We start from the raw sequence: 23621 nt of genomic DNA, 5'->3' as shown, positions 1-23621 counted from the left end.
GCTACGGAGATCCGCACTGGCCGGTGACGGACAGTGGTAGTCCTGCGCGCGGTTGGGATGCGCGTTGGATCGGGAGTGACCGCGCGATGCGCTGGGCCGGCGAGGTGCAAAGGCTGGTGCCGACGGTGAGGCGGACAGCGTACGCAGCTGGGCACGATTCGATCTTGGCCCACGCGATGCACGTGCCGCGGGCAGCCGACGAGCGCTGATGGGATCGGCATGCGCGGCGGCTCTTGGCCGCAAATGCGAAGCCCGGCGCGGGGCCGGGCTTCGGATGTTGCGTTGCGGGAGGCGGTTGCGCCGGTTACGCGCGCGGCGGGGCCGCGGCTTCGCCCTTGCGGCCGGTGCGGTACAGCAGCCAGCCGACGAAGGCCAGCAGGGCCAGGCCGTACCACTGGTTGAGGTGGAACGCCTCCGGCAGCGCCAGCACGTCGGCGCGACCGGAGGCCACGATCGGCACCGCGATGGCGATGCCCATCAGCGCCTCGCCGGTGATCAGGCCCGCGGCGAACAGGGTGCCCGGACGGTGCACGCGGTCGCGGCCCTCTTCGTCGTCGGCGCGGATCTTGTGGAAGCGCTCGACCAGATGGGTCAGCAGGCCGCCGAGGAAGATCGGCACCATCAGCTCCAGCGGCAGGTAGATGCCGATCGCCGCGGCCAGCACCGGCACGCGGAAGCGCTTGCCGGTCTTCTTCAGCCACTCGTCCAGGGCGATGATCGCCGCGCCGACGCCGGCACCGATGCCGATCATGGTCCACGGCAGTTCGCCGCCGAACAGACCCTTGGCCACCGACGCCATCAGCGTGGCCTGCGGCGCCGCCAGCGCATTGGGATGCTGCGGCGTGGCCGCACCGATGCCGTAGGCCTGGGCGAGCAGGTTCAGCACCGGCGCCATGATCAGCGCACACGAGAACGCACCGATCGCCAGCATCAGTTGCTGCTTCCACGGGGTGGCGCCGACCAGGTAGCCGGCCTTCAGGTCCTGCAGGTTGTCGCCGCCGACCGCGGCGGCGCAGCAGACCACCGCACCGATCATGATCGCGGCAACCGCACCGATCGGCGAATCGCGCCCGAGCAGCAGCACCAGCACCGCCGAGGCGAACAGGATGGTGGAGATGGTGATGCCGGAAACCGGATTGTTCGACGAACCGATCAGGCCGGCCAGATAGCCGGACACCGACACGAACAGGAAGCCGGCGACGATCATGATGATGGTCATCGGCACGCTGACGTGCCACTGGCCGACGATGGCCTGGTACAGGCCCAGCAGCGGCAGCGTGCACAGCAGCAGCGCCACCAGCATCCACTTCATCGGCAGGTCGCGATCGGTCTCGGCCACCACGCCACCGCCGGTGCTCTTGCGCGCGGCGGCAAAGCCGCTCTTGACGCCCGACAGCAGCGACTTGCGCAGCGAGAACAGCGTCCACACGCCGCCGATCAGCATCGCGCCCACGCCCAGGTAGCGCACCTTGGCCGCCCAGATCCCGAACGCGGCCTCGGCCGCCGGCGCATTGGCCAGGCTCTGCGCCAGTGCCGGATCGGAGCCCATGAAGAACTGCTGGTACAGCGGGATGGCCAGATGCCAGGACAGGATCGAGCCGGACAGCACCACGATGCCGACGTTGAGCCCGACGATGTAGCCCACGCCCAGCAGCGCCGGCGACAGATTGGTGCCGACATAGCCGACCATCTTGCTGCTGCCGATGTACGCGGCCTGCGCCCAGGTATCCGGGATCACCTTCAAGCCGCTGGCCGCGCCGAGCTTGACCAGCCCGCCGATCGCCGCCGACAGGCCGAGGATCTTCAGCCCCGGCCCGGGATTCTCGCCGGCCTTGAGCACTTCCGCGGCGGCCTTGCCCTCCGGGAACGGCAGCGGATCCTCGACGATCATCGAGCGCCGCAGCGGCACCGAGAACAGCACGCCGAGCAGGCCGCCCATGCCGGCGATGCCCAGAACCCACCAGTACTTGAAGTCCGGCCAGTAGCCCATGATCACCAGCGCCGGGATGGTGAAGATCACCCCCGCCGCGATCGAGGACCCGGCCGAGGCGCCGGTCTGCACGATGTTGTTCTCGAGGATGGTGCCGCCGCCGAGCAGGCGCAGCACGCCCATCGACACCACCGCCGCCGGAATCGCGGTGGCGATGGTCAGGCCGGCGAACAGACCGAGGTAGGCATTGGCGGCGGACAGCACCACGGCCAGCACGATCGCCAGCACCACGGCACGGAACGTGAGCTGGCGCGGCGCGGCAGCGTTGTTCATGGTTACCCCTGAAACGACAAAAACGCTTTGCACGCTAGCGTCTGGGGCCGGGCAAGTCCAGCCTAATGGCACCCAGCTTGTGGCACATGCCTGGGGAGTGGGGATTGGGGAGTTGGGATTAGGGATTCGCAGAAGTAGCAGCGCTCAGGGGCGGATGGTTGCCCCTCTCCCACCGGGAGAGGGGTTGGGGTGAGGGAGCGGCGGCACGCGGCGCCCCCCGCAATGACTGCTCTACCCGACCCTCATCCGCCCCTGCCGGGCACCTTCTCCCGATGGGAGAAGGAACAGCAGTTAGCCCCTCTCCCACCGGGAGAGGGGTTGGGGTGAGGGTCCGGCGGCACGCGGCGCCCCACGCAATTGACTGCTCTGCCCGACCCTCATCCGCCCCTGCGGGGCACCTTCTCCCAATGGGAGAAGGAACAGCAGTTAGCCGCTCTCCCACCGGGAGAGGGGTTGGGGTGAGGGTGCGGCGGCACGCGGCGCCCCACGCAATTGACTGCCCTGCCCGACCCTCATCCGCCCCTGCCGGGCACCTTCTCCCGATGGGAGAAGGAACAGCAAGAGCCCCTCCCCCACCGGGAGAGGGGTTGGGGTGAGGGTACGGCCCCAGGCCGAACCCTCCATGCCGCGCACCGCCATTCGAGCGGGCGCCGGCGCCCCTATACTCCGCCGCTGCCTTCCTGCACCGAGAGCCGCCGTGTCCGTGTCCTCCCTGCCGCTGCGCGACGCGCGCGACGATTTCCTCGGCCATCCCAAGGGCGTCTACGTCTGCTTCTTCACCGAGATGTGGGAGCGCTTCTCCTTCTACGGCATGAAGGCCCTGCTGTTGCTGTACCTGACCAAGTACCACCTGTTCGGCGACGACGCCGGGCTGGACCTGCTTGGCGCCTACGGCGGCCTGGTGTACTGCGTGCCGGTGCTCGGCGGACTGCTCGCCGACCGTTGGCTGGGCATGCGCAAGGCGGTGGTGTTCGGCGGCCTGCTGCTGGTGCTCGGCCACATCGGCATGGCCTTCGAGGGTCACGCCGCCACGAGGATCAACGGCGAGGTGGTGCGCGATACCGCATCCCTGGGCGTGACCTACCTGTCGCTGGCGCTGATCATCACGGGCGTGGGCTTCCTCAAGCCCAACATCTCCACCATCGTCGGCAAGCTGTACCCGGCCGACGATCCGCGCCGCGACGCCGGCTTCTCCCTGTTCTACGCCGGCATCAACCTCGGCGCATTGTTTGCCTCGCTGGTGTGCGGCTTTCTCGGCGAAGCCTACGGCTGGCGCTACGGCTTCGGTGCGGCCGGCATCGGCATGCTGCTCGGCCTGGGCATGTTCCTGTGGGGCCAGAAATACCTGCACGGCCACGCCGAACCGGCGCAGCCGGCGCTGCTGCGCGAGCGCGTGCTCGGCGTGCCGCGCGAATGGGCGATCTATCTCTGCGCGGTGCTGGGCGTGTTGCCGGTGGCCGCCTTGATGTGGGCCGCGGCCAACGGCGCCTTCAGCCTGGGTGGGGAAATCTCCCTGGCCCTGCTGCTGATGCTGCTGGTGCTCGGCGCGGTGCTGCTGTGGTTCGCCTGGTTCACCGGCACCCAGTGCACCCCGGTGCAGCGCCAGCAGATGATCGCGCTGATGGTGCTGATCGCGATGGCGCTGGTGTACTTCACCCTGTACGAGCAGACCTATGGCTCGTGGGTCACCTTCACCGATCGGTTGATGACCAAGGACATCGTGCCGTCGCTGGTGATCCGCGGCGGCACGCCCCTGCCCTGGTCGATCGCCTCGCTGCTGCTGGCGCCGCTGGGCTTCGTGCTGGCGGCCTCGCTGTCCGACCGGCGCCCCGGCTCGTCGGCGCCGCGGTTGCTGTTCGTCGGGGTCAGCGCCCTGATGCTGCTGTTCCTGATCCGCGACTGCCTGGTGCTGCCGCAGACCGCCGGCTCCCTGACCTACCTGGGCGCGCTGTTTCTGGTGCTGCTGGCACCGCTGTTCGCGGCGCTGTGGGCATGGCTGGCGCGGCATGGGCGCGAGCCGTCCAAGCCGGCCAAATCGGCGTTAGGGCTTCTGCTGGCCGGCCTGTCCTTCGTGCCGCTGGCGCTGGCCGCGCAACAGGTCGGCGTCACCGGACAGATGGCGAGCGTGTGGTGGCTGGTGCTGGCCTACTTCGTGCTGGAGGCCGGCGAGATGTGCCTGTCGCCAGTCGGCCTGTCGGCGGTGACGCAACTGGCGGTGCCGCGCGTGGTCAGCCTGATGATGGGCACCTGGTTCCTGGCCACGGCATTCTCCGAGGCGCTGGCGGCGCTGTTCGGCAAGCTCGCCGCGATCGAGGTCCCGGACGGCCAGACCCTCAACATCGCCGACGCCGCGGCCAAGTACGCGCATTTGTTCTGGCTATTGCTGTGGATCGGCGTGGGCTGCGGCGTCCTTGCCTTCCTTGCCGCGCCGCTGCTGCGGCGGATGATGCACGGGGTGCGTTGAGCGGCTGCGTCGCCCGAGCCGCGACGCGACCGGTTCACCCATCGGCGCGCGCATCTTGAGTCGTCAGTGACAACGACGGCGATAAGACCTGCTGGTCACGCTGAGCAATCAAACGCACTGGACCCAGTGCAGCCGCCGCGCATCCCGCTGGAGCGCCCCTAGTCAGGCATTAGCGCTAACAAGGTGGCTGCAGCTGTCACCGCCTGGGCAGCACAGCGCCCGATTCAGGAATTCCATCAGAAAAGTGGAGAGCGCGCGTCGATACTCTTTTCGGAGCACCAATGACCATTCGTTGGCACGTATAACATCCCCGCTGCCATACCGGCCTTGTCCGGCGCCACCTCAAGGCAAATCAACAGCGCGTACAGGCGTCATTCGCACATAAATGTAGAGAAGCATTTGAAACGCCTAGTTTCATATGTTTCACATGAAACAATTGCACCCATAAAAACTTGTCTTGCCATGGGCGCGGTGCTAGCTTCTGCTCGTCGCCACATGACGACATCTAGAAAAAGGAGTTTTGTGATGAAAATTCAAGATGGCAAGCTTGAGAAACAAGATTCTCTTTCCAATCCTTTCGCTATCCAGCTCGACGAGCCCATGCAAAATATCGCGGCGGCTGGCGTCTGCGAGATGAAGCCTTATCTTGGTGAGGATTCTCGCGGGTACTCCACGCAACCTGGCGGCTAAAAACGACGGCGATTGCACCAAGGCATCGCGATAAAGAGCGCCGCCATCAGGCGGCGTTCTTCTGTTCGAAAGCGCGATAACCACCCGACGCCGATCGCAGGCAGCCGAGTCGCCATGATCAAGGCCAACGTCGCTTTTTCCGACCTCGAACATTCCCCGGTGTGGCAGGACAATCTCCTGTGTCTCGGGAACAGCCAGATCGCGCCCTACCGTCACCCTGCGCTGGAAACCGTCGTGGTTCGCACGCAGGGACAGTGGTTCGCAACAGTACGCGAGCGCTGCACGGATATCGCATTTGGAAAAACCGAGGCGGACGCGTTGGTCGACGCCGATCGATTCAACCAACTCTACAAAGAAGCCCTTCTTTGGCCGCTTGATTATCTGATGATCGAAGTGGCCCAGGCCGGATCCCGACTGAAATTGCGCGCGGGCCTTCTCGGATCGGTGCCGGTCTATTGCCGGGTCACCGATACCACAATAGAACTCTCCTACGATCTGGCCGACTTTTTTTCCCGGCCCACCACCATCGACCTGGAGATGGCCAGTCGGCGTCTCGCACTCAACGCGGACTACGCCGCCAGGCAGCTGTGTTCGGGCGTCGTGATGCTGACAGAACGCGCCACGCTTTACGCCGAGCCGGGCAAGACGCGTTACGTCTATCCCTTGCCTGCTGAAACCGTACCCCCTTCCGAAGAAGCACTGATCGACTGCGGCGTAGCGCGATTCGAGCAGCTGTTGCACCGTGCCACATCGATTCGTCCCGCGTCGAAGCGGGTGGCCACGGAGTTGAGTGGGGGCATGGACTCGGCGACCGTTGCGTGCGCTCTGACGCGATCGCATGACAACATCCTGAGCTTTGGAATCTTGCTCGACGAGGGAGACAGTCAAAACCAGGTCCAACGCCGCCGCATGCTTGTTGAAAAGCTCGGCCTTCGCGACACGAGCGTCTCTATCGTTTCATTTCCGCCAACGCTCGATCTGCAACCGCGTGCGGCTCGACCGGACTATCCCCTTGCCGAGTTCTATCTCGAAGCGTTCGAACATTTGTGGGACTGCGCTCAAGCACAGGGCAGCGAATGGCTTTTCACCGGTATTGGTGGAGACCAGCTGCTCCCAATGTACCGGAACGAGGAACATCCCACCGCCGGTCCCGGCAGCGGCGTGGCCGCAGAAGCCAAGCGTCGCGCGAACCTGTTGTTGACGCCCCGCGCGCTCACTGCATCGCGCTCGATCAGTGGATTTGATGCTCCCGCCGGCCTGTTGTCCGCATCCCTATTGGCGTCTAACGCGTGCCAGGCTCCCCATCTGCTTCGGCGAGGCCTCTGGCCGGTCAATCCCTTAAGCGATCCACATCTGGTGGCTTTCTGTCGGGGCCTCCCCCTCGAGTGCCGTAAAGATCGAGAAACGATGTGGCGCTATTTACGGGCCAAGGTAGGCGACATATTTCCGCGGAATTATTGCAAGGAAACGTTCGCGCATGTGCTCCCCGCGTTGATCGCACATCACGCCAGGACGATCGCCATGCAGTTGAGCGAATGCGCCCTCGCCGACTTGGGCCTGGTCGACCGAGACGCCGTACTGCAATTGCTGGACGAGTTGGTGGCGACGCGCGCGCGTCCACTGACGGCACCGTTGATCTCGTTCCTTTGGCTGGAGCGCTTCGTTCGGCAGTTTGCCTGACAGTCGCACTCAGCAGGCCTCGAAGCGGCCGTCCCGGCAGGCCCGGACGTGGCGGCACGACGGTGTCGAAGTGGTGATCGGTACTTGATGCAGCGCCAGTTTTCACCTCGCAAGTAACCCGCGGCACACGCTGAGCAGGGGCAACCGAGGATCGCGACTCAGCCCGCGCCATCCACGACGATGACGGCGACAAATCCTCCAAGTGCCAATTGCTCACACTGAGCTATGGCATCCCCCCGCATCAGTGCGATCCGGACGCACCGGACCGCACTGATGCCGCACTGCTGTAGCGCATAGGACCTCGGCGCGGCTTGTCAGGCGCCGATCACTTACTGCTTGGTTGGCGCCGGCGCCGCCTGCGCACCACCCAACGACTTGCTCAGGAACGCCAGCAGCCGGGTGTAGAACTCGCGTCGATGCGCCTCGGTGTAGAAGCCGTGGCCCTCGGTCGGCACGTACAGTGTCTCCACCGGCACGCCCGCCTTCTTCAGCGCGGCTTCCATCTTCTTGGAGTGCTGGATGGGCGCGCGCTCGTCCTCGCCGCCAGCCGCCAGGAACACCGGCACCTTGATCTTGTCGGCCAGGTTGACCGGTGAGATCGCGGCCAATTCGCTGCCCGTCCCCATCCATTCCCGCAGAAAATTCTGGCTGGCTTCATGCAGTTGGGCGTCGCCCCTGACATACATCATCGGCAGGTCGTAGACACCGACATAACCGGCCGCGCAGCGATACAGCGTCGGCTCCTTGGCCACGCCCATCAACGACGCATAGGCGCCATAGCTGGCACCGTACATGCAAATGCGTTGCGGGTCGGCGATGCCCTGGTCGATGGCCCAGCGCGTGGCGTCGGTGACGTCGTCCTGCATCTTGCCGCCCCACTGGCCGGCGCCCGCCTGCTGGAACGCCCGCCCGTAGTTGCCGGAACCCCGATAATTGACCTGCAGCACCGCGTAACCGGCACTGGCCAGGATCTGCGCATCGTCATCGAACATGCCCTTGTCGGATTCACCGAACGGGCCGCCATGCGGCATCACCACCATCGGCACCTTGCCGGACTTGGCCGCCGCCGGCAGCGTCACGAACCCATGCAGTGACAGGCCATCTCGCGCCTGCAACGCGATCGGCCGCACCTCGGCCAGCTTCGGCGGCTGCAACGCGGCACGGCGTGCGAACACGAAATCGGCCTTCTTGGCGACGGTGTCGAACAGGTAGAACTCACCCGGATTGCGACCGGACTGCACGTTGACCAGGTTGAGTCGGCCATCGCGCGTGCTGGAGGTGACGTAGACCGCCTGTCCCGGGAATGCCGCTTCCAGCGAGCGCTGGGTCTTGGCTTCGGGCGAGGCGCTATCGAAGAACAGGCTACGCGGCGTGTCGCCCAGCACTTGGACACCAACCGGAACGCGGGTGCCATGGCGATAGATGATCGCGTAGGGATCGGCCAGTGCATCGCGCGCCACCACCTTGCGCTCCCCGTTGTCCACATTCCAAGACTCAACCACGTCGCTGCCCTTGGTCTGCTGGACCAGGAGATAGGCGGTATGTCCATCCTCGGAGAACCCGATCGGCAATTCGACGTGTTGGCTGACGTTTTCGTCGTTGATCAGCTTCCAGTCGCTGCCCTGCGCATCGCGATAGAACAGCTTCTTGGCATTGTCGGCATCGGCTCCCGAGGCGAAGCGCACATTGCCTTGCTCATCGCTGTAGAAATCTGCACCACGCACCTTCGGCGAACCGGTCAGCAATCGACGACGACCGCTATAGACGTCCATGATTTCGGTACGGCTGTAAGGATCCTGGCTGGTGCTGAACGGTTGCGCCTGGATGATGTAGTTGCGATCGTCGCCGGGTAGCGGCCCCACCCACTGGGCGATGACCTTCTCCACCTTCTTGGTCTGAATCAGCGTACCCGGCCCGTTGCCGGTCACGCGCTGGCCCACCAACAACTCCGCCGCGCCGCCGTCGGCGTTGATCGCGAACAGTTCTCCGGTCCCCCAGGGCCGGTCCCGCTGCCCGATCTTCTGGACCATGTTGAACAGCACGCGCGTGTCGTTGACCCACACGAAATCGGAGACGTGCGTGTTCTTCTCCATCGAGAAGCTGCCGACGATCTTGTTGTCGGCACGGCGCATGATCGCCAGCGCGGTGCGATCCTCCAGGGGCACCGTCGTGGCGTAGTACTCGCCGGTGGGCGACAACTTCAGTGTTTCCACCTGCTCCTTGACCAGGTACGGCGCCAGATCCACCTGCGCCCACGCATTCCCCGCTCCCAGCAGACACAACAACGCGACTGCGTGCAGTCCCCTTTTCATTCCTTGTTCCCCTGTTCCTGTTGGCGTGACGTACGCGTGAAGTCTAATCCAAGCGCTGCCACTGGCGCACCGGAACCCCGGGCGCCGACCTCCAGCGACGTCACGGCCGAAAGCCAAAAAGGGCGTGCAGCCTGGAGGCCGTACGCCCTTCCTCTGCCACGGAAACGGAAACGGAAGCGGAAGCGGGCACCGATCGAACCGATCGCCCCACATCCCGCGGTCGCCTACCCCCTCGGCGCCGCGGTCGACCCGCGCACCATCAAGCGGAAATCCAGCGTCTGCTGCAGCGGCACGTCCCCCCGCTCGATGATGGCGAGCAGCAGGTTGACCGCGCGGACCCCGATGTCGCGCATGGGCTGCCTGATGGTCGTCAGCGGGGGCGTGAGGTAACTGGACGATGCCAGATCGTCGAAGCCGACGATGGACAGGTCGTCCGGCACGCGGATGCCCAGGTCCCGACAGGCCGCCAGGGCCCCCAGTGCCATCTGGTCGCTGAAACAGAAAATCGCGGTCGGTGCGGGCGCACGGCCCAGGAGCGCCACCGCAGCCGCATGGCCGGATTCCACGGAGAAGTCGCCCGGCACGACGGTCAGGCTGCGCAGGCGGCGGTGCGCCTTGGCGCAGGCCCGGACCCCTTCCAGGCGTTGCTGATGCAGGGGATTGTCGGGCGGGCCGCCCACCACGGCGATCCGCTCGTGCCCCAGGCCATACAGGTGGTCCATCACGGCGCGCGCGGCGGCCGCGTTGTCGATGTGGACGCTGGGAATCCCCAGCGCCGGGTCGAACTCGCAGCCGTTGACCACCGGCGCAGCCGCGCCCTGCTGCTTGACGATCTCGCGCGCCGTCGGCGGGAGGCGGTGCCCGAGCACGATCAGGCCGTCGGCCTCGTTGCGCCGGAGCATCTGCGCATAGCGCTCCTCGCGGTCGGGCTGGTGCTGGGTATCGCCCAGCAGGACCGCGTAGCCGACCGCCTGCGCGGCGTCTTCCGCGCCCTGCAGGATCTGCGCAAAGAACGGATTGGCGATGTCCGGGACGGTGACCAGGAGCTTGCCGCTGCGCTGGGTCTTGAGCGTCCTGGCCACCGTGTTGGGGACATAGCCCAGCGCGGCGGCGGCCTGCTCGATGCGCGCGCGCGTGGCGGGCAGGACTTTCTCCGGCCGGGAAAGCGCCCGCGACACCGTGCCGGCGGTGACGCCGACGTGCTTTGCGATGTCGTAGATGGTTGTCGCCATGAACTGAGCTCTTCTTCTTTCTGCTGTGCAGTGCACAACGGGTCTTGCGGGAGGCCCATGCTAGGATGATTCAATCGATTGCATGAGGGCGAATCACGTTGAAGACGCTCAAGGGTCCAGCGCTGTTCCTGGCACAGTTCATCGCCGACACACCTCCCTTCAATCGCTTGGACACGCTGGCCGAATGGGCCGCGGGCCTGGGCTATTCTGGCCTACAAGTGCCGACCAGCGCGCCCCACCTGTTCGATCTGGCCCAGGCCGCGCACAGCCAGGCGTACTGCGACGACCTCGCCGGCATGCTGGCCGGGCACGGCCTGCAGATCACCGAGCTGTCCACCCACCTGCAGGGGCAACTGGTCGCGGTCCACCCCGCCTACGACAGCCTGTTCGACGGATTTGCCCCGCCGGACAAGCGCGGCAACCCCGCCGCGCGCCAGGCCTGGGCGGTAGAGCAACTTCAGTTGGCCGCCAAGGCCAGCCAGCGCCTGGGGCTGACGGCGCATGCCACGTTTTCCGGCGCGCTGGCCTGGCCTTACTTCTACCCCTGGCCGCAACGCCCGCCTGGCCTGGTGGAAGAAGCCTTCGCCGAACTCGGCCGGCGCTGGCGCCCCCTCCTGGATGCCTTCGACGCCTGCGGCGTGGACCTGTGCTTCGAGATCCACCCGGGCGAGGACCTGCACGACGGCGCGACCTTCGAGCGCTTCCTCGACGTGGTCGACCACCATCCGCGCGCCAAGATCCTGTACGACCCCAGCCACCTGCTGCTGCAGCAGATGGACTACCTGGGCTTCATCGATCGCTACCACGCGCGGATCGGCATCTTCCACGTCAAGGACGCGGAGTACCGGGCCAGCGCGCGCAGCGGCGTCTATGGCGGCTACCAGGACTGGATCGATCGTCCGGGGCGGTTCCGGTCGCTCGGGGACGGCCAGATCGATTTCAAGGCGATCTTCTCGAAGTTCGCGCAATACGATTTCCCGGGCTGGGCCGTGCTGGAGTGGGAGTGCTGCCTGAAGCATCCGGAAGATGGGGCACGCGAGGGTGCCGCGTTCATTCGCGACCACATCATCCGCGTGACCGAGCGCGCCTTCGACGACTTCGCCGGCAGTGGCGCCGATCCGGAATCGCTGCGCCGCATGTTGGGGACCTGAGCCATTACCGCCCTGGGAGGGGACGTCATGACGCACACCATGTCGCGCTTGGGCGCGATGATGTTTCTGCAGTTCTTCATCTGGGGGGCCTGGTTCGTGACCCTGGGGACGTACCTGGTGCAAGGTCCCCTGCAGGCCAGCGCGAGCCAGGTGGCGACGGCGTTCCTCAGCCAGTCCATCGGCGCCATCGTCGCGCCGTTCCTGGTCGGCCTGATCGCCGATCGCTACTTCGCGGCGCAGCGCATCCTCGCACTCCTGCACCTGGCTGGCGCGGTGCTGCTGTGGCTGGCGTCCACCGCGACCACCTTCGGCGTGTTCTTCGCCTGCGTGATGGGCTACATGCTGCTGTTCATGCCGACGCTGGCACTGGCCAACAGCGTGGCGATGCGGCACATGCAATCGCCGGAAAAGCAGTTTCCGCCGGTGCGGGTCGTCGGCAGCGTCGGTTGGATCGTGGCAGGCGTGTTGATCGGCTGGCTGGGCTGGGAACAGGCGCATCGGCTCGAACTGACGTTCCGGATGGCGGCAGTGGCCTCGTTGGCCCTGGGCCTGTATGCCTTCACCCTGCCGCACACACCGCCCCTGGCGCGACAGCGCGACGCCGGGCTGGGGCAGATCCTGGGCCTGGACGCGCTGCGGTTGCTCAAGTCGCGCTCCTATCTGGTGTTCTTCCTGGCGTCCATCGCCATCTGCATCCCGCTGGCGTTCTACTACAACTTCACCAATCCGTACCTCAACGATCTGGGCGTGCGCGGCGCGGCCGGCCTGCAATCGCTGGGCCAGGTGTCCGAAGTCCTGCTGATGCTGGCCATGCCGTTCCTGTTCGTGCGGCTGGGAGTCAAGACGATGCTGGCGGTGGGCATGGCGGCGTGGGTGGTGCGCTACGCGATGTTCGCCTTCGGCGATGCCGGCGGCGGCTTTGCCCTGCTGGTGATCGGCATCGTGCTGCACGGCATCTGCTACGACTTCTTCTTCGTCACCGGCCAGATCTACACCGATGCGCATGCCGGCCCCGCCGCGCGCAGCAGCGCGCAGGGCTTCATCACCCTGGCCACGTATGGCGTGGGCATGCTGATCGGTACGTTCCTGTCCGGCGCGGTGGTGGAGCACTACACCACCGCGACGGGCCCGGACTGGCAGCGGATCTGGCTGTTCCCGGCCGGCGTCGCGCTGGTCGTGCTGGTCGCTTTCCTGCTGCTGTTCCGCGACCGGCCCAGCGTTGCGGCCGCCCCTTCCGCGCCTTGAGGAGCCCACCGATGCCCAAGCTTGGAATCGCCATCGTCGGCACCGGCATGATCGGCGCCGTGCATCGTCGCGCGGCGCTGCTGGCCGGCGCCGCGGTCCGCGGCGTCGCCGCCTCTTCCCCGCAGCGCGCACGCGAGGTCGCCCAGTCGTGGGATGTCCCGCGCGCCTATCGCGATCTCGAGGACGTGGTCGCCGATCCGCAGGTGCAGGTCGTGCACGTCTGCACGCCCAACCATCTGCACCGCGCCATGGCGCAGGCGGCGCTGGACGCCGGCAAGCACGTGATCTGCGAGAAGCCGCTGGCGACGACGCTGGAGGACGCCCGGGCGTTGGCGGCCTTGGCCCGCTCGACCGGATTGGTCGCCACGGTGCCCTTCGTCTACCGCTACCACCCGGTGGTCCGCGAGGCGCGCGCCCGCATCGCCCAGGGCGAACTGGGGCCGTTGCGTCTGATCCACGGCAGCTACCTGCAGGACTGGCTGCTGGACCCTGCCAGCAACAACTGGCGCGTGGACCCGGCGCTGGGCGGCGCGTCGCGCGTGTTCGCCGACATCGGCTCGCACTGGTGCGACCTGGTGGAATGGGTGAGCGGCGAGCGCTTCGCCGAGGTCAGCGCGGCCTTCGCGACCGTGATCGCCGAGCGCGGCGCCAACACCGGGCAGAGCTTCACCACGCCGGCGGCGGGCGGCGCGATGCAGGCGGTCGCGAGCGAAGACGTGGCCATGGCGATGCTCAGGACTGGCGCGGGCACGCTGGCCGCGTTGACGGTCAGCCAGGTCTCGGCGGGCCGCCGCAATCGGCTCTGGTTCGAGATCGATGGCGCCAGCGCCAGCGTCGCGTTCGACCAGGAGGACGCAGAGCGTCTTTGGATCGGCCGGCCCGACCAGCGCGAGGAAATCTTCGTGCGCGGGCCGGGTGCCGGCAGCGCCGAACAACGCCGGCTGGCGACGCTGCCGGCCGGGCACGCGCAGGGCTACGGCGATTGCTTCGAGGCGTTCGTCGCCGACACCTACCGCGCCATCGAAGGCGAGCGGCCGGACGGCCTGCCCACCTTCGACGACGGGGCGCGCTCGGCGCTGATCGTCGATCGCGTCATCACATCGGCCAGGACACGCGGCTGGACATCCATCGATTGACTCCCGGGAGGACTTCTTGATGAACACACCGACACGCAGAACCGCAACCCTCGCACTGCTGCTCCTCGCTGCCCTGCCCGCCTTCGCCCACGACATGGCCGGACCGCAGGCGCCCATCGCGGTGCAGATGTACACGCTGCGCAACGCCGGCTCGCTCGACCAACAGTTGAAGATCGTCCATGACGCAGGCGTGGGCGCAGTGGAAACGGTCGGCACGCAGAACGTCGGCGCGGTCGAACTCAAGCAACTGCTGGACAGGTATTCGATCAAGGCGATCTCGTCCCACGTGCAACTGGCCGACCTGCGCAAGGACCTGGACGGGGTGGTGGCGTTCAACCGGTCGATCGGCAACACGATGCTGGTGGTGCCGTATCTGGACCAGAAGGAGCGGCCCACCGACGCCGCAGGCTGGACCGCGCTGGGCAAGGAACTGGGCCAGCTCGCGACGCGGGTGCGCGCCAAGGGCATGCGCCTGGCCTATCACAACCACGACTTCGAACTGGTCGACTTCGATGGCAAGACCGGCCTGGAACTGCTGTTCGCCGCGGCCGGCCCCGATCTGCAGACCGAGCTGGACCTGGCCTGGGTCGCGCGTGCGGGCTACGACCCGGCGGCGATGCTGGGCAAGTTCAAGGGCCGCCTGTTCTCGGTCCACGCCAAGGACAATGCACCGAAAGGCCAGGCCACAGACGAAGGGGGCTTCGCCGCCGTCGGCCAGGGCGTGCTGGACTGGAGCGCGATCCTGCCTGCCGCGGCGGCGAGCGGCGTGCAGTGGTACATCATCGAGCACGACCAACCGCGCGATCCGGCCACCGTCATCAAGACCGGGGCGGCGTACCTGCGCGACCACCTGCCCGCCGCCGCGCCGCGTTAATCCACAAGGAGGCCCGCTTGAAAACGATCCTGACGATGGCCGTGATGCTGCTGGGGACGACGCTTGCGGCCACGGCGTGGTCCAAGGACGACCCGACGGCCGGCGCGCAGCTCTACGCAACCCACTGCACCGCCTGCCATGGCGCGAATCGCGCGGGCGTCCCGCCGACGTTCCCCGCGCTGACCGACGTGGGCAAGCGTCTGCAGCCCGCGCAGATCAAGGAGAAGATCCGCAACGGCGGTGGGCTGATGCCGCCCTTCTCGCAGCTGTCCCAACAGGACGTGGACAACCTCGCCAGCTTCCTGGCGCAGTAGGGACTGTCGCCAATTCCTGAGCCTGCCGCACTGAGTGTGGCAGGCGCACGGCCGGCGTTGCGTGGCGCAGCGCCTGACCGGCTGTCAGGGCAAGCAGCACTGCATGGGCCGCGCGCCTGCCCGCCCCAAGCCGAAAGACCGTGGTTGTGTGCGCCCATCGCTGGGTCATCGCTTGGGCGTGGACATCCACTGCTTTCGCTTTTCTTGCCACAAGCGCGCGCGATCGCGGCACGTCAGGTTCGGGAATGATCAGACGTCCCAGGCGACCGGCGCCGACTGCGCGCCGGCGCTAAAGCTCGCGCACCCAGATGTTGCGGTAGCTGACCTTCGAATCGTGCTCCTGCAGCAGGATCGGCGCGCAGGCATGCGGCGCATACGACGGCGCGCCGATGTACTCGGTCTTGCCGGACAGCACGGTGTCGTCCTGCACCAGGACGCCGTTGTGCAGGACGGTGATGCGGGCCGGTGAAGTAAGACCGCCGCCCTGCGAGAAACGGGGCGCCTTCCAGATGATGTCGTACACCTGCCACTGGCCCGGCGCACGCGAGGCATTCACCAGCGGAATGGCCTGCTTGTAGATCGCACCGGCCTGGCCGTTGGCATAGGTCAGGTTGTTGTCGCTGTCGAGCACCTGCAACTCATACCGTTCCTGCAGGAAGATGCCGCTGTTCCCCCGCTGCTGGCCTTCAAATCCGCGGGTCTCGGTGGGCGTGCGCCACTCGACGTGCAACTGGATGTCGCAGAAGCGCTGCCTGGTGCGGATGCCCTTGCTGCCCGGCACCACGGTCAGCGCGCCGTCGGCGACGGTCCAGGGCGCGCGTCCGCCCTGCTCCGACTCCCAGGCCGACAGATCCTTGCCATCGAACAGCACGATCGCATCGGAAGGCGCGCCGCCTGGGGGCGTGGCCACGATCGCAGGCACGGGCTTCCACACTTCGGTCTTGGTCGGGTCGCGTGCGGGATCGCCGTCGGCCTGCGCGAATGCAGGCGCCGCGGCCAGCAGGCAGGCGGCCATCAGCAGGGGTCTGGTCATCGTGTTTCCAGAAACGGGAGGAAGGTAAAGCGTGGTGGTCCATCAACTGGTTGCCCAAGCAGGCGTACCGGGAACATAGGTGATGTCCTCGTAGCGGCCCGGCACGGCGACGTAGCGCAGCACGTCGGTCGCGCCGACCTGGGAGGTGAAGAAGCCGAAGATGGTCAGCTGCTTGAGCATCGTGAAGGGATGCGGCATCGCGTCCGCCGCTTTGGCGGTCCCGGTGTCGGTCACGTCGATGAGCTGTGTCCTGGCTTCCGCATCCAGGGCGCGCAGCAGCTCGGTGCGGGCCTGTGGCGTGAGCGACACGAAACGACCGCCGGCACGTTTGTCGATCTCGGCCAGGCCGGCGCGGAACGCCACCTGCTGCCGGGGGGTGTAGCAGTCGGTGACGAATTTGGCCATGAACGCGCCGGCGCCGGCGTCCTTCGCCCCCGGTGTCTTGGTCCGCGGCAGGATGGTCTCGGCGATCTCGTCCAGCGTGGCGACATCGGCGACGGTGAAGAGGGCCTTCGCCCCCGCGACCGGCGCCTGTGCCTGGACCAGCGCGGGCAGGCCCACCATGGCCGCGCCCGTGGCGGCAAAGATCATCTTCAGCAGTTCGCGGCGTTCCATCACAGATTCCCCGCTTTCAGTTCGCGCACGGCATGATCGGCGGCACGTGCGGTCAGCGCCATGTAGGTCAGCGAGGGATTGACGCAGGCGCTGGAGGTCATGCAGGCGCCGTCGGTCACGTAGACGTTCGGCGCATCCCAGACCTGGTTGTACTGGTTCAGCACGGAGTTCTTGCGGTCCCGGCCCATGCGCGCGGTGCCCATCTCGTGGATGCCCTTGCCCGGCGCGTAGTCGGCATCGTGCATCTTCACGTCCTTGACGCCGGCCGCCTCCAGCATCTCGGCGGCATCGGCGGCCATGTCCTTGCGCATGGCCTTTTCGTTCTCGCGCATCGCCACGTCCATCGCCAGCACCGGCAACCCCCATTTGTCCTTGCGCTGCGGGTCCAGGCGGATCGTGTTGTCGTGGTGCGGCAGCATTTCGCCGAATCCGGTCATGCCGATGCGCCAGTCACCCGGCACGGTCAGCGCTTCCTTAAGGTCCGCGCCGATGTTCAGTTCGGCGATCTCGCGCGACCAGCCGGTGCGGCTCGCGCCGCCCTGGTAGCCGAAGCCACGCAGGTAGCCGCGCTTGTCTCCGGCGACGTTGCGGAACCGCGGCACGTAGAAGCCGCAGGGACGCCGGCCGAAGTAGTACTTGTCGTCGTAGCCCTCGACCCGGCCAGAGGCACCGGCGCCGAAATGATGGTCCATCACGTTGTGCCCGAGCTCGCCGGACGACGACCCGAGGCCACCGTCCCAGACATCGGTGGCCGAGTTCATCAGCAACCAGGTCGAATTGAAGGAGGACGCGTTGAGGAAGATGACACTGGCCGTGTACTGGTAGGTCTGCCCGCTCTCGGCGTCGATGATCTCCACGCCGCGCGCACGCTTGCGGTCCTTGTCGTAGAGCACCTCCTTGACGATCGAGAACGGCCGCAAGGTCAGGTTGCCCGTCTTCATGGCCGCCGGCAGCGTGGCCGCCTGGGTCGAGAAGTAAGCGCCGAAAGGACAGCCCAGGATGCACTTGTTGCGATACTGGCAGTTGACGCGGCCCTGCTCGACCTTGGGCTGGGTGATGTTGGCGGTGCGCGAGTGGATCAGGTGCCTGGTGCCGCCAAAGGCCTTCTTGATCCGCGCGGCGACGTCCTTCTCGACGATGTTCAACGGGATCGGCGGCAGGAACTCGCCGTCCGGCAACACGTCCAGTCCCTCGCGCGTGCCGGCGATGCCGGCGAACTTCTCCACGTGGTCGTACCACGGTGCGATGTCGGCGTACCGGATCGGCCAATCGGTGGCGATGCCGTCCTTGAGGTTCGCCTCGAAATCCAGGTCTGACAGGCGATAGCTCTGCCGTCCCCACATCAGCGAGCGGCCACCCACGTGATAGCCGCGGAACCAGTCGAACCGCTTGATCTCGGTGTAGGGCGATTCCTGTTCGTTGGCCCACATTCCCTGCAGGTTCTCGACCAGGCCGTAGTCGCGCATCAGCACCGGATAAGCGGCCTTCATCGCCTGGGTCGGGCGGTTGCGGTGCGGGAAATCCCACGCCTCCTTCATCGCGTTGACGTAGTCCTTGACGTGCTCGATGTTGCGTCCGCGTTCCAGCATCAGGACCTTGAGTCCCTTCTCGGTCAGTTCCTTCGCCGCCCAACCGCCACTGATGCCCGAGCCGACGACGATGGCGTCGTAATGATTGTCTGCCATGGGTTCTACTTCACCTGGGTGGATATCGTTTCAGACGTCGCAGAGGCGGATCGCCTCGCGCAGCGAGCCGACGGGATCCGGTGCCGCAGGAACGAACTCCTGCGCCAGATAGCCGTCGAAACCGGTATCGCGGATCGCGCGACAGATGGCGGGATAGTGGAGCTCCTGAGCGTCCCCGATCTCGTGCCGGCCCGGAACGCCGGCGGTGTGGTAATGCTTGAAGAACGCGTGATGCTTGCCGATGGTGGCGATGATGTCGCCCTCCATGATCTGCATGTGGTAGATGTCGTAGAGCAGGCCGAAATGGTCCGAGCCGATCCGCCGGCACAGCTCGACGCCCCAGGCGGAGTGGTCGCACAGGTAGTCGGGATGATCGACCTTGGAGTTCAGCAGCTCCATCACCAGCACGACACCGCGCTTCTCGGCATGCCGGAGGATGCGCTTGAGCCCGACTTCGGCATTAGCCATGCCGTCCTGGGGATCCATGCCATTCCGATTGCCGGAAAAACAGATGAGGTTGCGATAGCCGGCATCGGCCACCAGGTCGATGTGCCGCGTGTAGCGCTCGACCAGCTCGTCGTGGAACTGGCTGCCGGCAAAGCCCTTGTCCAGGCCGAGTTCCGCGCCGTTGCACATCGCGCTGTACACGCCATTCGCCTTGAGCGTGGGCCAATCCTTCGGGCCAACCAGATCGATGGCGGCGAACCCCATGCCCTTCACCACCTGGCAAAGCTGTGCGGTCGACAGCTGCGGAAACGTCCAGCGGGCCACGGATTGCTTCAGGTTGCCCCTGAGCGGCGTGCCAGCAGCACGCGCCGACAGCATGCCCGCTGCCGCCCCAAGGCCAAGGCTCCCGGCGACCGCCAAGCGCAGCGCGTCTCGCCTCGTGAACCCCGAGGCCGGCGCCGGTTCGATCGAATGGATAGACATCCACCTTCCGGCCTCCCAACCGGTCTCAAACACTGACGAATCGCCGCGATTCAATCGATTGAACCATACGGGAGGGAATGACTTTTTTGCAAGACGCGGTGCACGAAAACCCATGCTGCAGGGCACAACGCCTGTGGCGCTGATCGCTGCGTGACGGTAATGAGTTTGGCCGGCGCACGGAGGTGGCCGAGCAGATATGCAGCGAAGAGCTGCTGACATGTGCGTGGACATGCCCACGCAGCGAAGCATGGCGACACGCCGGTAAAGCCGTGTTCCCACGGCACTGGACGGCCTGCAAGGTGACTGGGATGACGATTGCGATCGAGAGCTTCAGAGCATCCCCACCACGCTGCTACGCGCATTCATGGGACACGATCGCGGCGCGGCGAAGAGTGCCGCCGATGTGCTTTTTCGTAGGAGCGGCTTTAGCCGCGACAGGTTTTCCCGGGAACGCCGTCGCGGCTAAAGCCACTCCTACGACGCTTGGTCCGTCCGGCCACGCCCGCCTGCCGTAAGCGACAGCATCAACCCGGCACGAGACGCCGCGCAAAGGCGGCGCGCAAAGGCGGCGCGCGAAGCGACGGCGCGCGAAGCCACGTTGGCGATCAACCTGATTCGGCGAAGGCGAGAACAGCGGGGCACTCGCCGCGTGCATGCACGCGTCGGCCCACCCGATGCCCATCGCCCATCGTTTACACCATCTCGGCGCAGAACACAGAGCCCAGGCCGGCAGAAAGGAAAATATCTCGTGCAAAAAGAAAAACCCCGGCAAGCACACTGGCTTACCGGGGTTTGTCTGCATCGCAGAACCACTAAAAATCAGAACGGAATATCATCGTCCGCAAAGTCGTCCATCGGCGCGGACTGCTGCGGGGCCGGCTGCTGCCGGCGCGGCGCGTAATCCTGCCCGCCACCGCCACCGCCACCACCGCCCATGCCGGAGCGTTCCTGGCGCGGCGGGGCCGAGCGCTGCGGACGGTCGCCACCGCCCATGCCGCCGCCACCGCCCTCGCCGCGGCCGCCGAGCATCTGCATCTCGTCGGCGACGATGTCGGTGGAGTACTTCTCCACGCCGTCCTGGCCGGTGTACTTGTCGTAGCGGATCGAGCCTTCGACGTAGACCGAGCTGCCTTTGCGCAGGTACTCGCCGGCGATCTCGCCAAGCTTTCCGAAGAACACGACGCGGTGCCACTCGGTGCGTTCCTGCTGGTTGCCGTCGCGATCCTTGCGCACGCTGGTGGTCGCCAGGCTGATCCGGGTGATGGCCATGCCGGCCTGGGTGTACTTGGTGTCGGGATCGTTGCCGAGGTTGCCGACGAGGATGACTTTGTTGATGCCGCGGGCCATGAGCTGCTTCCGTCTGGGGTCTCCGCGGCCGGGGGGCGCGCAGAGCGGTAAAGAAGATTTCGGGGAGCAATCCTAACATCGCCGGGCTGGAGCGGCCTGCGCCAGGCGCCCGCGGGCACCCCGGAAAACGCCGCATTGGCCTGTCGGAATCCTGCCGGGGCGCGGCCCACAGGGCGCGCGGACCCAGGCGTGGCAAGCCCTCCGCCCCCTGCCCCGGCCCACAGCGGGACGGATGTGGCCGCGCAGCCTATACTTTGCGCACGTTTCCAGTCCTGTCCGCATGAGCATCGCCGAATCCCTCAGCCCCGCCCTGGGCCTGCCCCAGATCCAGATGCTCGCCGCGCCGGACATGGCCGCGGTGGACGCCCTGATCCGCCGCCGCCTGGCGTCGGACGTCGTGCTGATCAACCAGATCGCCGACCACATCGTCTCCGCCGGCGGCAAGCGCCTGCGGCCGATGCTGGTGGTGCTGGCCGGCCGCGCCTGCGGCGCCGGCGGGCCGATGCAGCACCAGTTGGCGGCGATCATCGAATTCATCCACACCTCGACCCTGCTGCACGACGACGTGGTGGACGAATCGGACCTGCGCCGCGGCCGCAGCACCGCCAATGCCCTGTGGGGCAACGCGCCCAGCGTCCTGGTCGGCGACTTCCTGTATTCGCGCAGCTTCCAGCTGATGGTGGAGCTGGACAGCATGGCGGTGATGCGCCTGCTGGCCGACACCACCAACCGCATCGCCGAGGGCGAGGTGCTGCAGCTGCTGCACGTGCACAACCCCGACACCGACGAAGCCGCCTACCTGCGCGTGATCGAGCGCAAGACCGCGGTGCTGTTCGCCGCCGGCACCCGGCTTGGCGCGCTGGCCTCCGGCGCCAGCGAGGACGTGCAGGAGCGGCTGTACGACTACGGCATGCAACTGGGCTACGCGTTCCAGATCGCCGACGACGTGCTCGACTACACCGCCGACGCCGCCGACCTGGGCAAGAACCTGGGCGACGACCTGGCCGAGGGCAAGGCCACGCTGCCGCTGATCCACGCCATGGCGCATGCCGACGACGCCACCCGCGCACGCCTGCGCCAGATCGTCGAACAGGGCGACGCCAGCGCGATGCCGGAGGTGCTGGCGGCGATCGAGGCCAGCGGCGGCATCGACTACAGCCGCCGCCGCGCGGCCGACTACGCCGCCGCCGCCGAGCGCGCCCTGGACGGCCTGCCGGAGAACGAGGCCGTGGCCGCCCTGCGCGGGCTGGCGCGGTACGCCGTCGAACGCAGACATTGATCGCTGCGCGGGCATGATCGCCTTTAACGCCGAGGACCGTGCCGTGCTGCTGGCGGTGAAAGGCGTCGGCCCCACCGTGGTCGCGCGCCTGGAACAATTGGGCGTGCATTCGCTGCAGGCGCTAGCTGCCTGCGATGCACGGCAACTCACTGAACAGGCTGCGGCGCTGCTCGGCTCCACCTGCTGGCGCAACAGCCCGCAAGCGCGCGCGGCCATGAACGGCGCCATCGCCGCGGCGCAGGCGCACTTACTCAAGCGCTCCTCCAAGACATCGTAAGGGCTCATTAGGCCCGTTTGGCCGCCATCGCCGCCCTACCGCGCGCCGGAGGGATTGGGGATTGGTCAAAGCGATTCGTGACACCTGACGTGTTGCGGACTCATCCGCCCGAGTCAGCGGCGCATACGCGTTGCGCCTGGCTACCACAGTGGAATTGGCAAAGCGCGACCCATCGCTTTTGCCAATCCCCAATCCCGCCAAGCGCGCTGCGCGAGGCACCTCCCGAATCCCGGAGGCACCTCCCTACTCCCGCCCGAACCGCTCCTCGAAAAAGTCCTCGAGCATGCGATAGGCACGCTTGGCGGCGCGGGGGTTGTACTGGCAGCCCGGCGGGCTGTTGGCATCGGCTTCGGCGAAGCAGTGCACGGCACCGCTGAAGTTGACGAACTGCCAGTCGGCGCCGGCGCGGTTCATCTCCTGCTCGAAGGCGACGATGTCGTCGCGGCTCACGCTCTTGTCGTCGGCGCCGTTGAGCACCAGCACCGGTGCCTTGGCGCTGCCCGCGGCCGCCGGGGCGGCGGTGGCCAGGCCACCGTGGAGGCTCACCACCCCGGCCAGCGGCGCACCGGCACGGACCAGTTCCAGCACCGTGGTGCCGCCGAAGCAGAAGCCCACCGCGCCGATCCGGGCCGGATCCAGCGGCGCCTTGCCCACCTGCGCCTTCAGCGCCGCCACCGCCGCCAACGCCCGCGCGCGCAGCGTGGCCGGATCCTTCTTCAACGCGCCGGCGAACTGCCCGGCCTCGGTGTCGTTGGCCGGTCGCTTGCCCTTGCCGTAGACGTCGGCCACCAGCACCACGTAGTCGTCGCCGGCCAGGCGCTTGGCCTTCTCCACCGCGGAGTCGTTGACGCCGCGCCAGTTCGGCACCATCACCAGGCCGGGGCGCGTGTCGTGCTCGGCATCGTCGTAGACCAGCACGCCGCTGAAAGTGTCCTTGCCGACCTGCCACTCCACCGGCTTGGCCTGCATCGCCGCCAAAGCCGGCAGCGGCAGCGCCAAGGCCAGCCCGAGCAAACCGGTCCACCGCATCATCGAACGTGTGCGCATCGCCCTTCTCCCGTGGGAACCCGCGCGGGAGTGTACGCAAGGCGCCG

Annotated in this window: 19 protein-coding genes; 10 read left to right on the top strand and 9 right to left on the bottom strand. The window is 66.8% G+C overall.

All coding sequences use genetic code 11. The annotated features are described in order from the left end of the window. Positions 1-304: 304 nt before the first annotated feature. Positions 305-2263, bottom strand: coding sequence for an oligopeptide transporter, OPT family (locus M3U25_RS03265; protein ID WP_355500254.1), 1959 nt, complete (start codon positions 2261-2263; stop codon positions 305-307). Positions 2264-2966: 703 nt separating this feature from the next. On the opposite strand from M3U25_RS03265, the gene M3U25_RS03260 reads away from it, so the two are divergent. The 3 genes from M3U25_RS03260 to M3U25_RS03250 all read left to right on the top strand — a co-directional run bounded on the left by M3U25_RS03260 (position 2967) and on the right by M3U25_RS03250 (position 7097). Next, a complete protein-coding gene (locus M3U25_RS03260) occupies positions 2967-4727 on the top strand; it encodes an oligopeptide:H+ symporter (RefSeq protein WP_355500407.1) in 1761 nt (586 codons plus the stop codon). A gap of 525 nt (positions 4728-5252) precedes the next feature. Continuing rightward, positions 5253-5417: a hypothetical protein gene (locus tag M3U25_RS03255; protein WP_242156848.1), complete on the top strand. Its 165-nt coding sequence runs from the start codon at positions 5253-5255 to the stop codon at positions 5415-5417. Between the two features lie 114 nt (positions 5418-5531). After that, positions 5532-7097, top strand: a complete 1566-nt coding sequence (locus tag M3U25_RS03250; RefSeq protein WP_355500258.1) for an asparagine synthase-related protein — start codon at positions 5532-5534, stop codon at positions 7095-7097. A 329-nt stretch (positions 7098-7426) separates the two neighbouring features. Here M3U25_RS03250 and M3U25_RS03245 read toward each other — a convergent pair whose 3' ends face one another. Further along, entirely contained in the window at positions 7427-9409 is a 1983-nt protein-coding gene (locus M3U25_RS03245; RefSeq protein ID WP_355500410.1) for a S9 family peptidase, read from the bottom strand. A 224-nt stretch (positions 9410-9633) separates the two neighbouring features. After that, complete coding sequence (locus M3U25_RS03240) at positions 9634-10641, bottom strand: LacI family DNA-binding transcriptional regulator (protein WP_160947024.1); 1008 nt, start codon at positions 10639-10641, stop codon at positions 9634-9636. A 98-nt stretch (positions 10642-10739) separates the two neighbouring features. Between M3U25_RS03240 and M3U25_RS03235 the strand changes: the two genes are divergently transcribed. Genes M3U25_RS03235 through M3U25_RS03215 form a run of 5 tightly spaced genes read left to right on the top strand, consistent with a single transcriptional unit; the run spans position 10740 to position 15361 of the window. Further along, positions 10740-11792: a sugar phosphate isomerase/epimerase family protein gene (locus tag M3U25_RS03235; protein WP_355500262.1), complete on the top strand. Its 1053-nt coding sequence runs from the start codon at positions 10740-10742 to the stop codon at positions 11790-11792. Between the two features lie 27 nt (positions 11793-11819). After that, positions 11820-13037 carry a nucleoside permease gene (locus tag M3U25_RS03230; protein ID WP_355500265.1) on the top strand — a complete coding sequence of 406 codons (1218 nt, stop codon included), beginning with the start codon at positions 11820-11822 and terminating at the stop codon, positions 13035-13037. An 11-nt stretch (positions 13038-13048) separates the two neighbouring features. Continuing rightward, complete coding sequence (locus M3U25_RS03225) at positions 13049-14173, top strand: Gfo/Idh/MocA family oxidoreductase (protein WP_242156838.1); 1125 nt, start codon at positions 13049-13051, stop codon at positions 14171-14173. A gap of 19 nt (positions 14174-14192) precedes the next feature. Continuing rightward, positions 14193-15047, top strand: coding sequence for a sugar phosphate isomerase/epimerase (locus M3U25_RS03220; protein ID WP_355500270.1), 855 nt, complete (start codon positions 14193-14195; stop codon positions 15045-15047). A gap of 17 nt (positions 15048-15064) precedes the next feature. Beyond that, positions 15065-15361, top strand: a complete 297-nt coding sequence (locus M3U25_RS03215) for a cytochrome c (protein ID WP_355500273.1) — start codon at positions 15065-15067, stop codon at positions 15359-15361. Positions 15362-15650: 289 nt separating this feature from the next. On the opposite strand, the gene M3U25_RS03210 is transcribed toward M3U25_RS03215, so the two are convergent. The 5 genes from M3U25_RS03210 to M3U25_RS03190 all read right to left on the bottom strand — a co-directional run bounded on the left by M3U25_RS03210 (position 15651) and on the right by M3U25_RS03190 (position 20971). Further along, a complete protein-coding gene (locus M3U25_RS03210) occupies positions 15651-16394 on the bottom strand; it encodes a DUF1080 domain-containing protein (protein ID WP_355500276.1) in 744 nt (247 codons plus the stop codon). A 42-nt stretch (positions 16395-16436) separates the two neighbouring features. After that, complete coding sequence (locus tag M3U25_RS03205) at positions 16437-17009, bottom strand: gluconate 2-dehydrogenase subunit 3 family protein (protein WP_355500279.1); 573 nt, start codon at positions 17007-17009, stop codon at positions 16437-16439. After that, complete coding sequence (locus tag M3U25_RS03200; protein ID WP_355500282.1) at positions 17009-18694, bottom strand: GMC family oxidoreductase; 1686 nt, start codon at positions 18692-18694, stop codon at positions 17009-17011. Before M3U25_RS03200 ends, M3U25_RS03205 begins: the two co-directional genes overlap by 1 nt. A gap of 30 nt (positions 18695-18724) precedes the next feature. Beyond that, positions 18725-19624 (bottom strand): TIM barrel protein, encoded by a 900-nt coding sequence (locus tag M3U25_RS03195; protein WP_355500285.1) that lies wholly within the window; start codon positions 19622-19624, stop codon positions 18725-18727. 819 nt (positions 19625-20443) lie between these two features. Then, complete coding sequence (locus M3U25_RS03190) at positions 20444-20971, bottom strand: single-stranded DNA-binding protein (protein ID WP_048489408.1); 528 nt, start codon at positions 20969-20971, stop codon at positions 20444-20446. Between the two features lie 280 nt (positions 20972-21251). Here M3U25_RS03190 and M3U25_RS03185 point away from each other — a divergent pair, with 280 nt between their 5' ends. Beyond that, positions 21252-22250 (top strand): polyprenyl synthetase family protein, encoded by a 999-nt coding sequence (locus M3U25_RS03185; RefSeq protein WP_242156824.1) that lies wholly within the window; start codon positions 21252-21254, stop codon positions 22248-22250. A gap of 13 nt (positions 22251-22263) precedes the next feature. After that, a complete protein-coding gene (locus M3U25_RS03180; RefSeq protein WP_355500290.1) occupies positions 22264-22527 on the top strand; it encodes a helix-hairpin-helix domain-containing protein in 264 nt (87 codons plus the stop codon). A gap of 243 nt (positions 22528-22770) precedes the next feature. On the opposite strand, the gene M3U25_RS03175 is transcribed toward M3U25_RS03180, so the two are convergent. Beyond that, a complete protein-coding gene (locus tag M3U25_RS03175; RefSeq protein WP_355500293.1) occupies positions 22771-23574 on the bottom strand; it encodes a dienelactone hydrolase family protein in 804 nt (267 codons plus the stop codon). Positions 23575-23621: the final 47 nt, after the last annotated feature.

Source organism: Xanthomonas sp. PPL134, from assembly GCF_040595915.1.
Classification (GTDB): Bacteria; Pseudomonadota; Gammaproteobacteria; order Xanthomonadales; family Xanthomonadaceae; genus Xanthomonas_A; species Xanthomonas_A indica.
Note: the sequence above shows the minus strand (reverse complement) of the source record. Positions and strands in the feature narration are given on the sequence as shown.

Coding starts and splice junctions, on each gene's coding strand:
- M3U25_RS03265 (WP_355500254.1), bottom strand. CDS start 2,263: ATGAACAACGCTGCCGCGCCGCGCCAGCTCACGTTCCGTGCCGTGGTG.
- M3U25_RS03255 (WP_242156848.1), top strand. CDS start 5,253: ATGAAAATTCAAGATGGCAAGCTTGAGAAACAAGATTCTCTTTCCAAT.
- M3U25_RS03250 (WP_355500258.1), top strand. CDS start 5,532: ATGATCAAGGCCAACGTCGCTTTTTCCGACCTCGAACATTCCCCGGTG.
- M3U25_RS03245 (WP_355500410.1), bottom strand. CDS start 9,409: ATGAAAAGGGGACTGCACGCAGTCGCGTTGTTGTGTCTGCTGGGAGCG.
- M3U25_RS03240 (WP_160947024.1), bottom strand. CDS start 10,641: ATGGCGACAACCATCTACGACATCGCAAAGCACGTCGGCGTCACCGCC.
- M3U25_RS03230 (WP_355500265.1), top strand. CDS start 11,820: ATGACGCACACCATGTCGCGCTTGGGCGCGATGATGTTTCTGCAGTTC.
- M3U25_RS03225 (WP_242156838.1), top strand. CDS start 13,049: ATGCCCAAGCTTGGAATCGCCATCGTCGGCACCGGCATGATCGGCGCC.
- M3U25_RS03220 (WP_355500270.1), top strand. CDS start 14,193: ATGAACACACCGACACGCAGAACCGCAACCCTCGCACTGCTGCTCCTC.
- M3U25_RS03210 (WP_355500276.1), bottom strand. CDS start 16,394: ATGACCAGACCCCTGCTGATGGCCGCCTGCCTGCTGGCCGCGGCGCCT.
- M3U25_RS03205 (WP_355500279.1), bottom strand. CDS start 17,009: ATGGAACGCCGCGAACTGCTGAAGATGATCTTTGCCGCCACGGGCGCG.
- M3U25_RS03200 (WP_355500282.1), bottom strand. CDS start 18,694: ATGGCAGACAATCATTACGACGCCATCGTCGTCGGCTCGGGCATCAGT.
- M3U25_RS03195 (WP_355500285.1), bottom strand. CDS start 19,624: ATGTCTATCCATTCGATCGAACCGGCGCCGGCCTCGGGGTTCACGAGG.
- M3U25_RS03190 (WP_048489408.1), bottom strand. CDS start 20,971: ATGGCCCGCGGCATCAACAAAGTCATCCTCGTCGGCAACCTCGGCAAC.
- M3U25_RS03185 (WP_242156824.1), top strand. CDS start 21,252: ATGAGCATCGCCGAATCCCTCAGCCCCGCCCTGGGCCTGCCCCAGATC.
- M3U25_RS03180 (WP_355500290.1), top strand. CDS start 22,264: ATGATCGCCTTTAACGCCGAGGACCGTGCCGTGCTGCTGGCGGTGAAA.
- M3U25_RS03175 (WP_355500293.1), bottom strand. CDS start 23,574: ATGCGCACACGTTCGATGATGCGGTGGACCGGTTTGCTCGGGCTGGCC.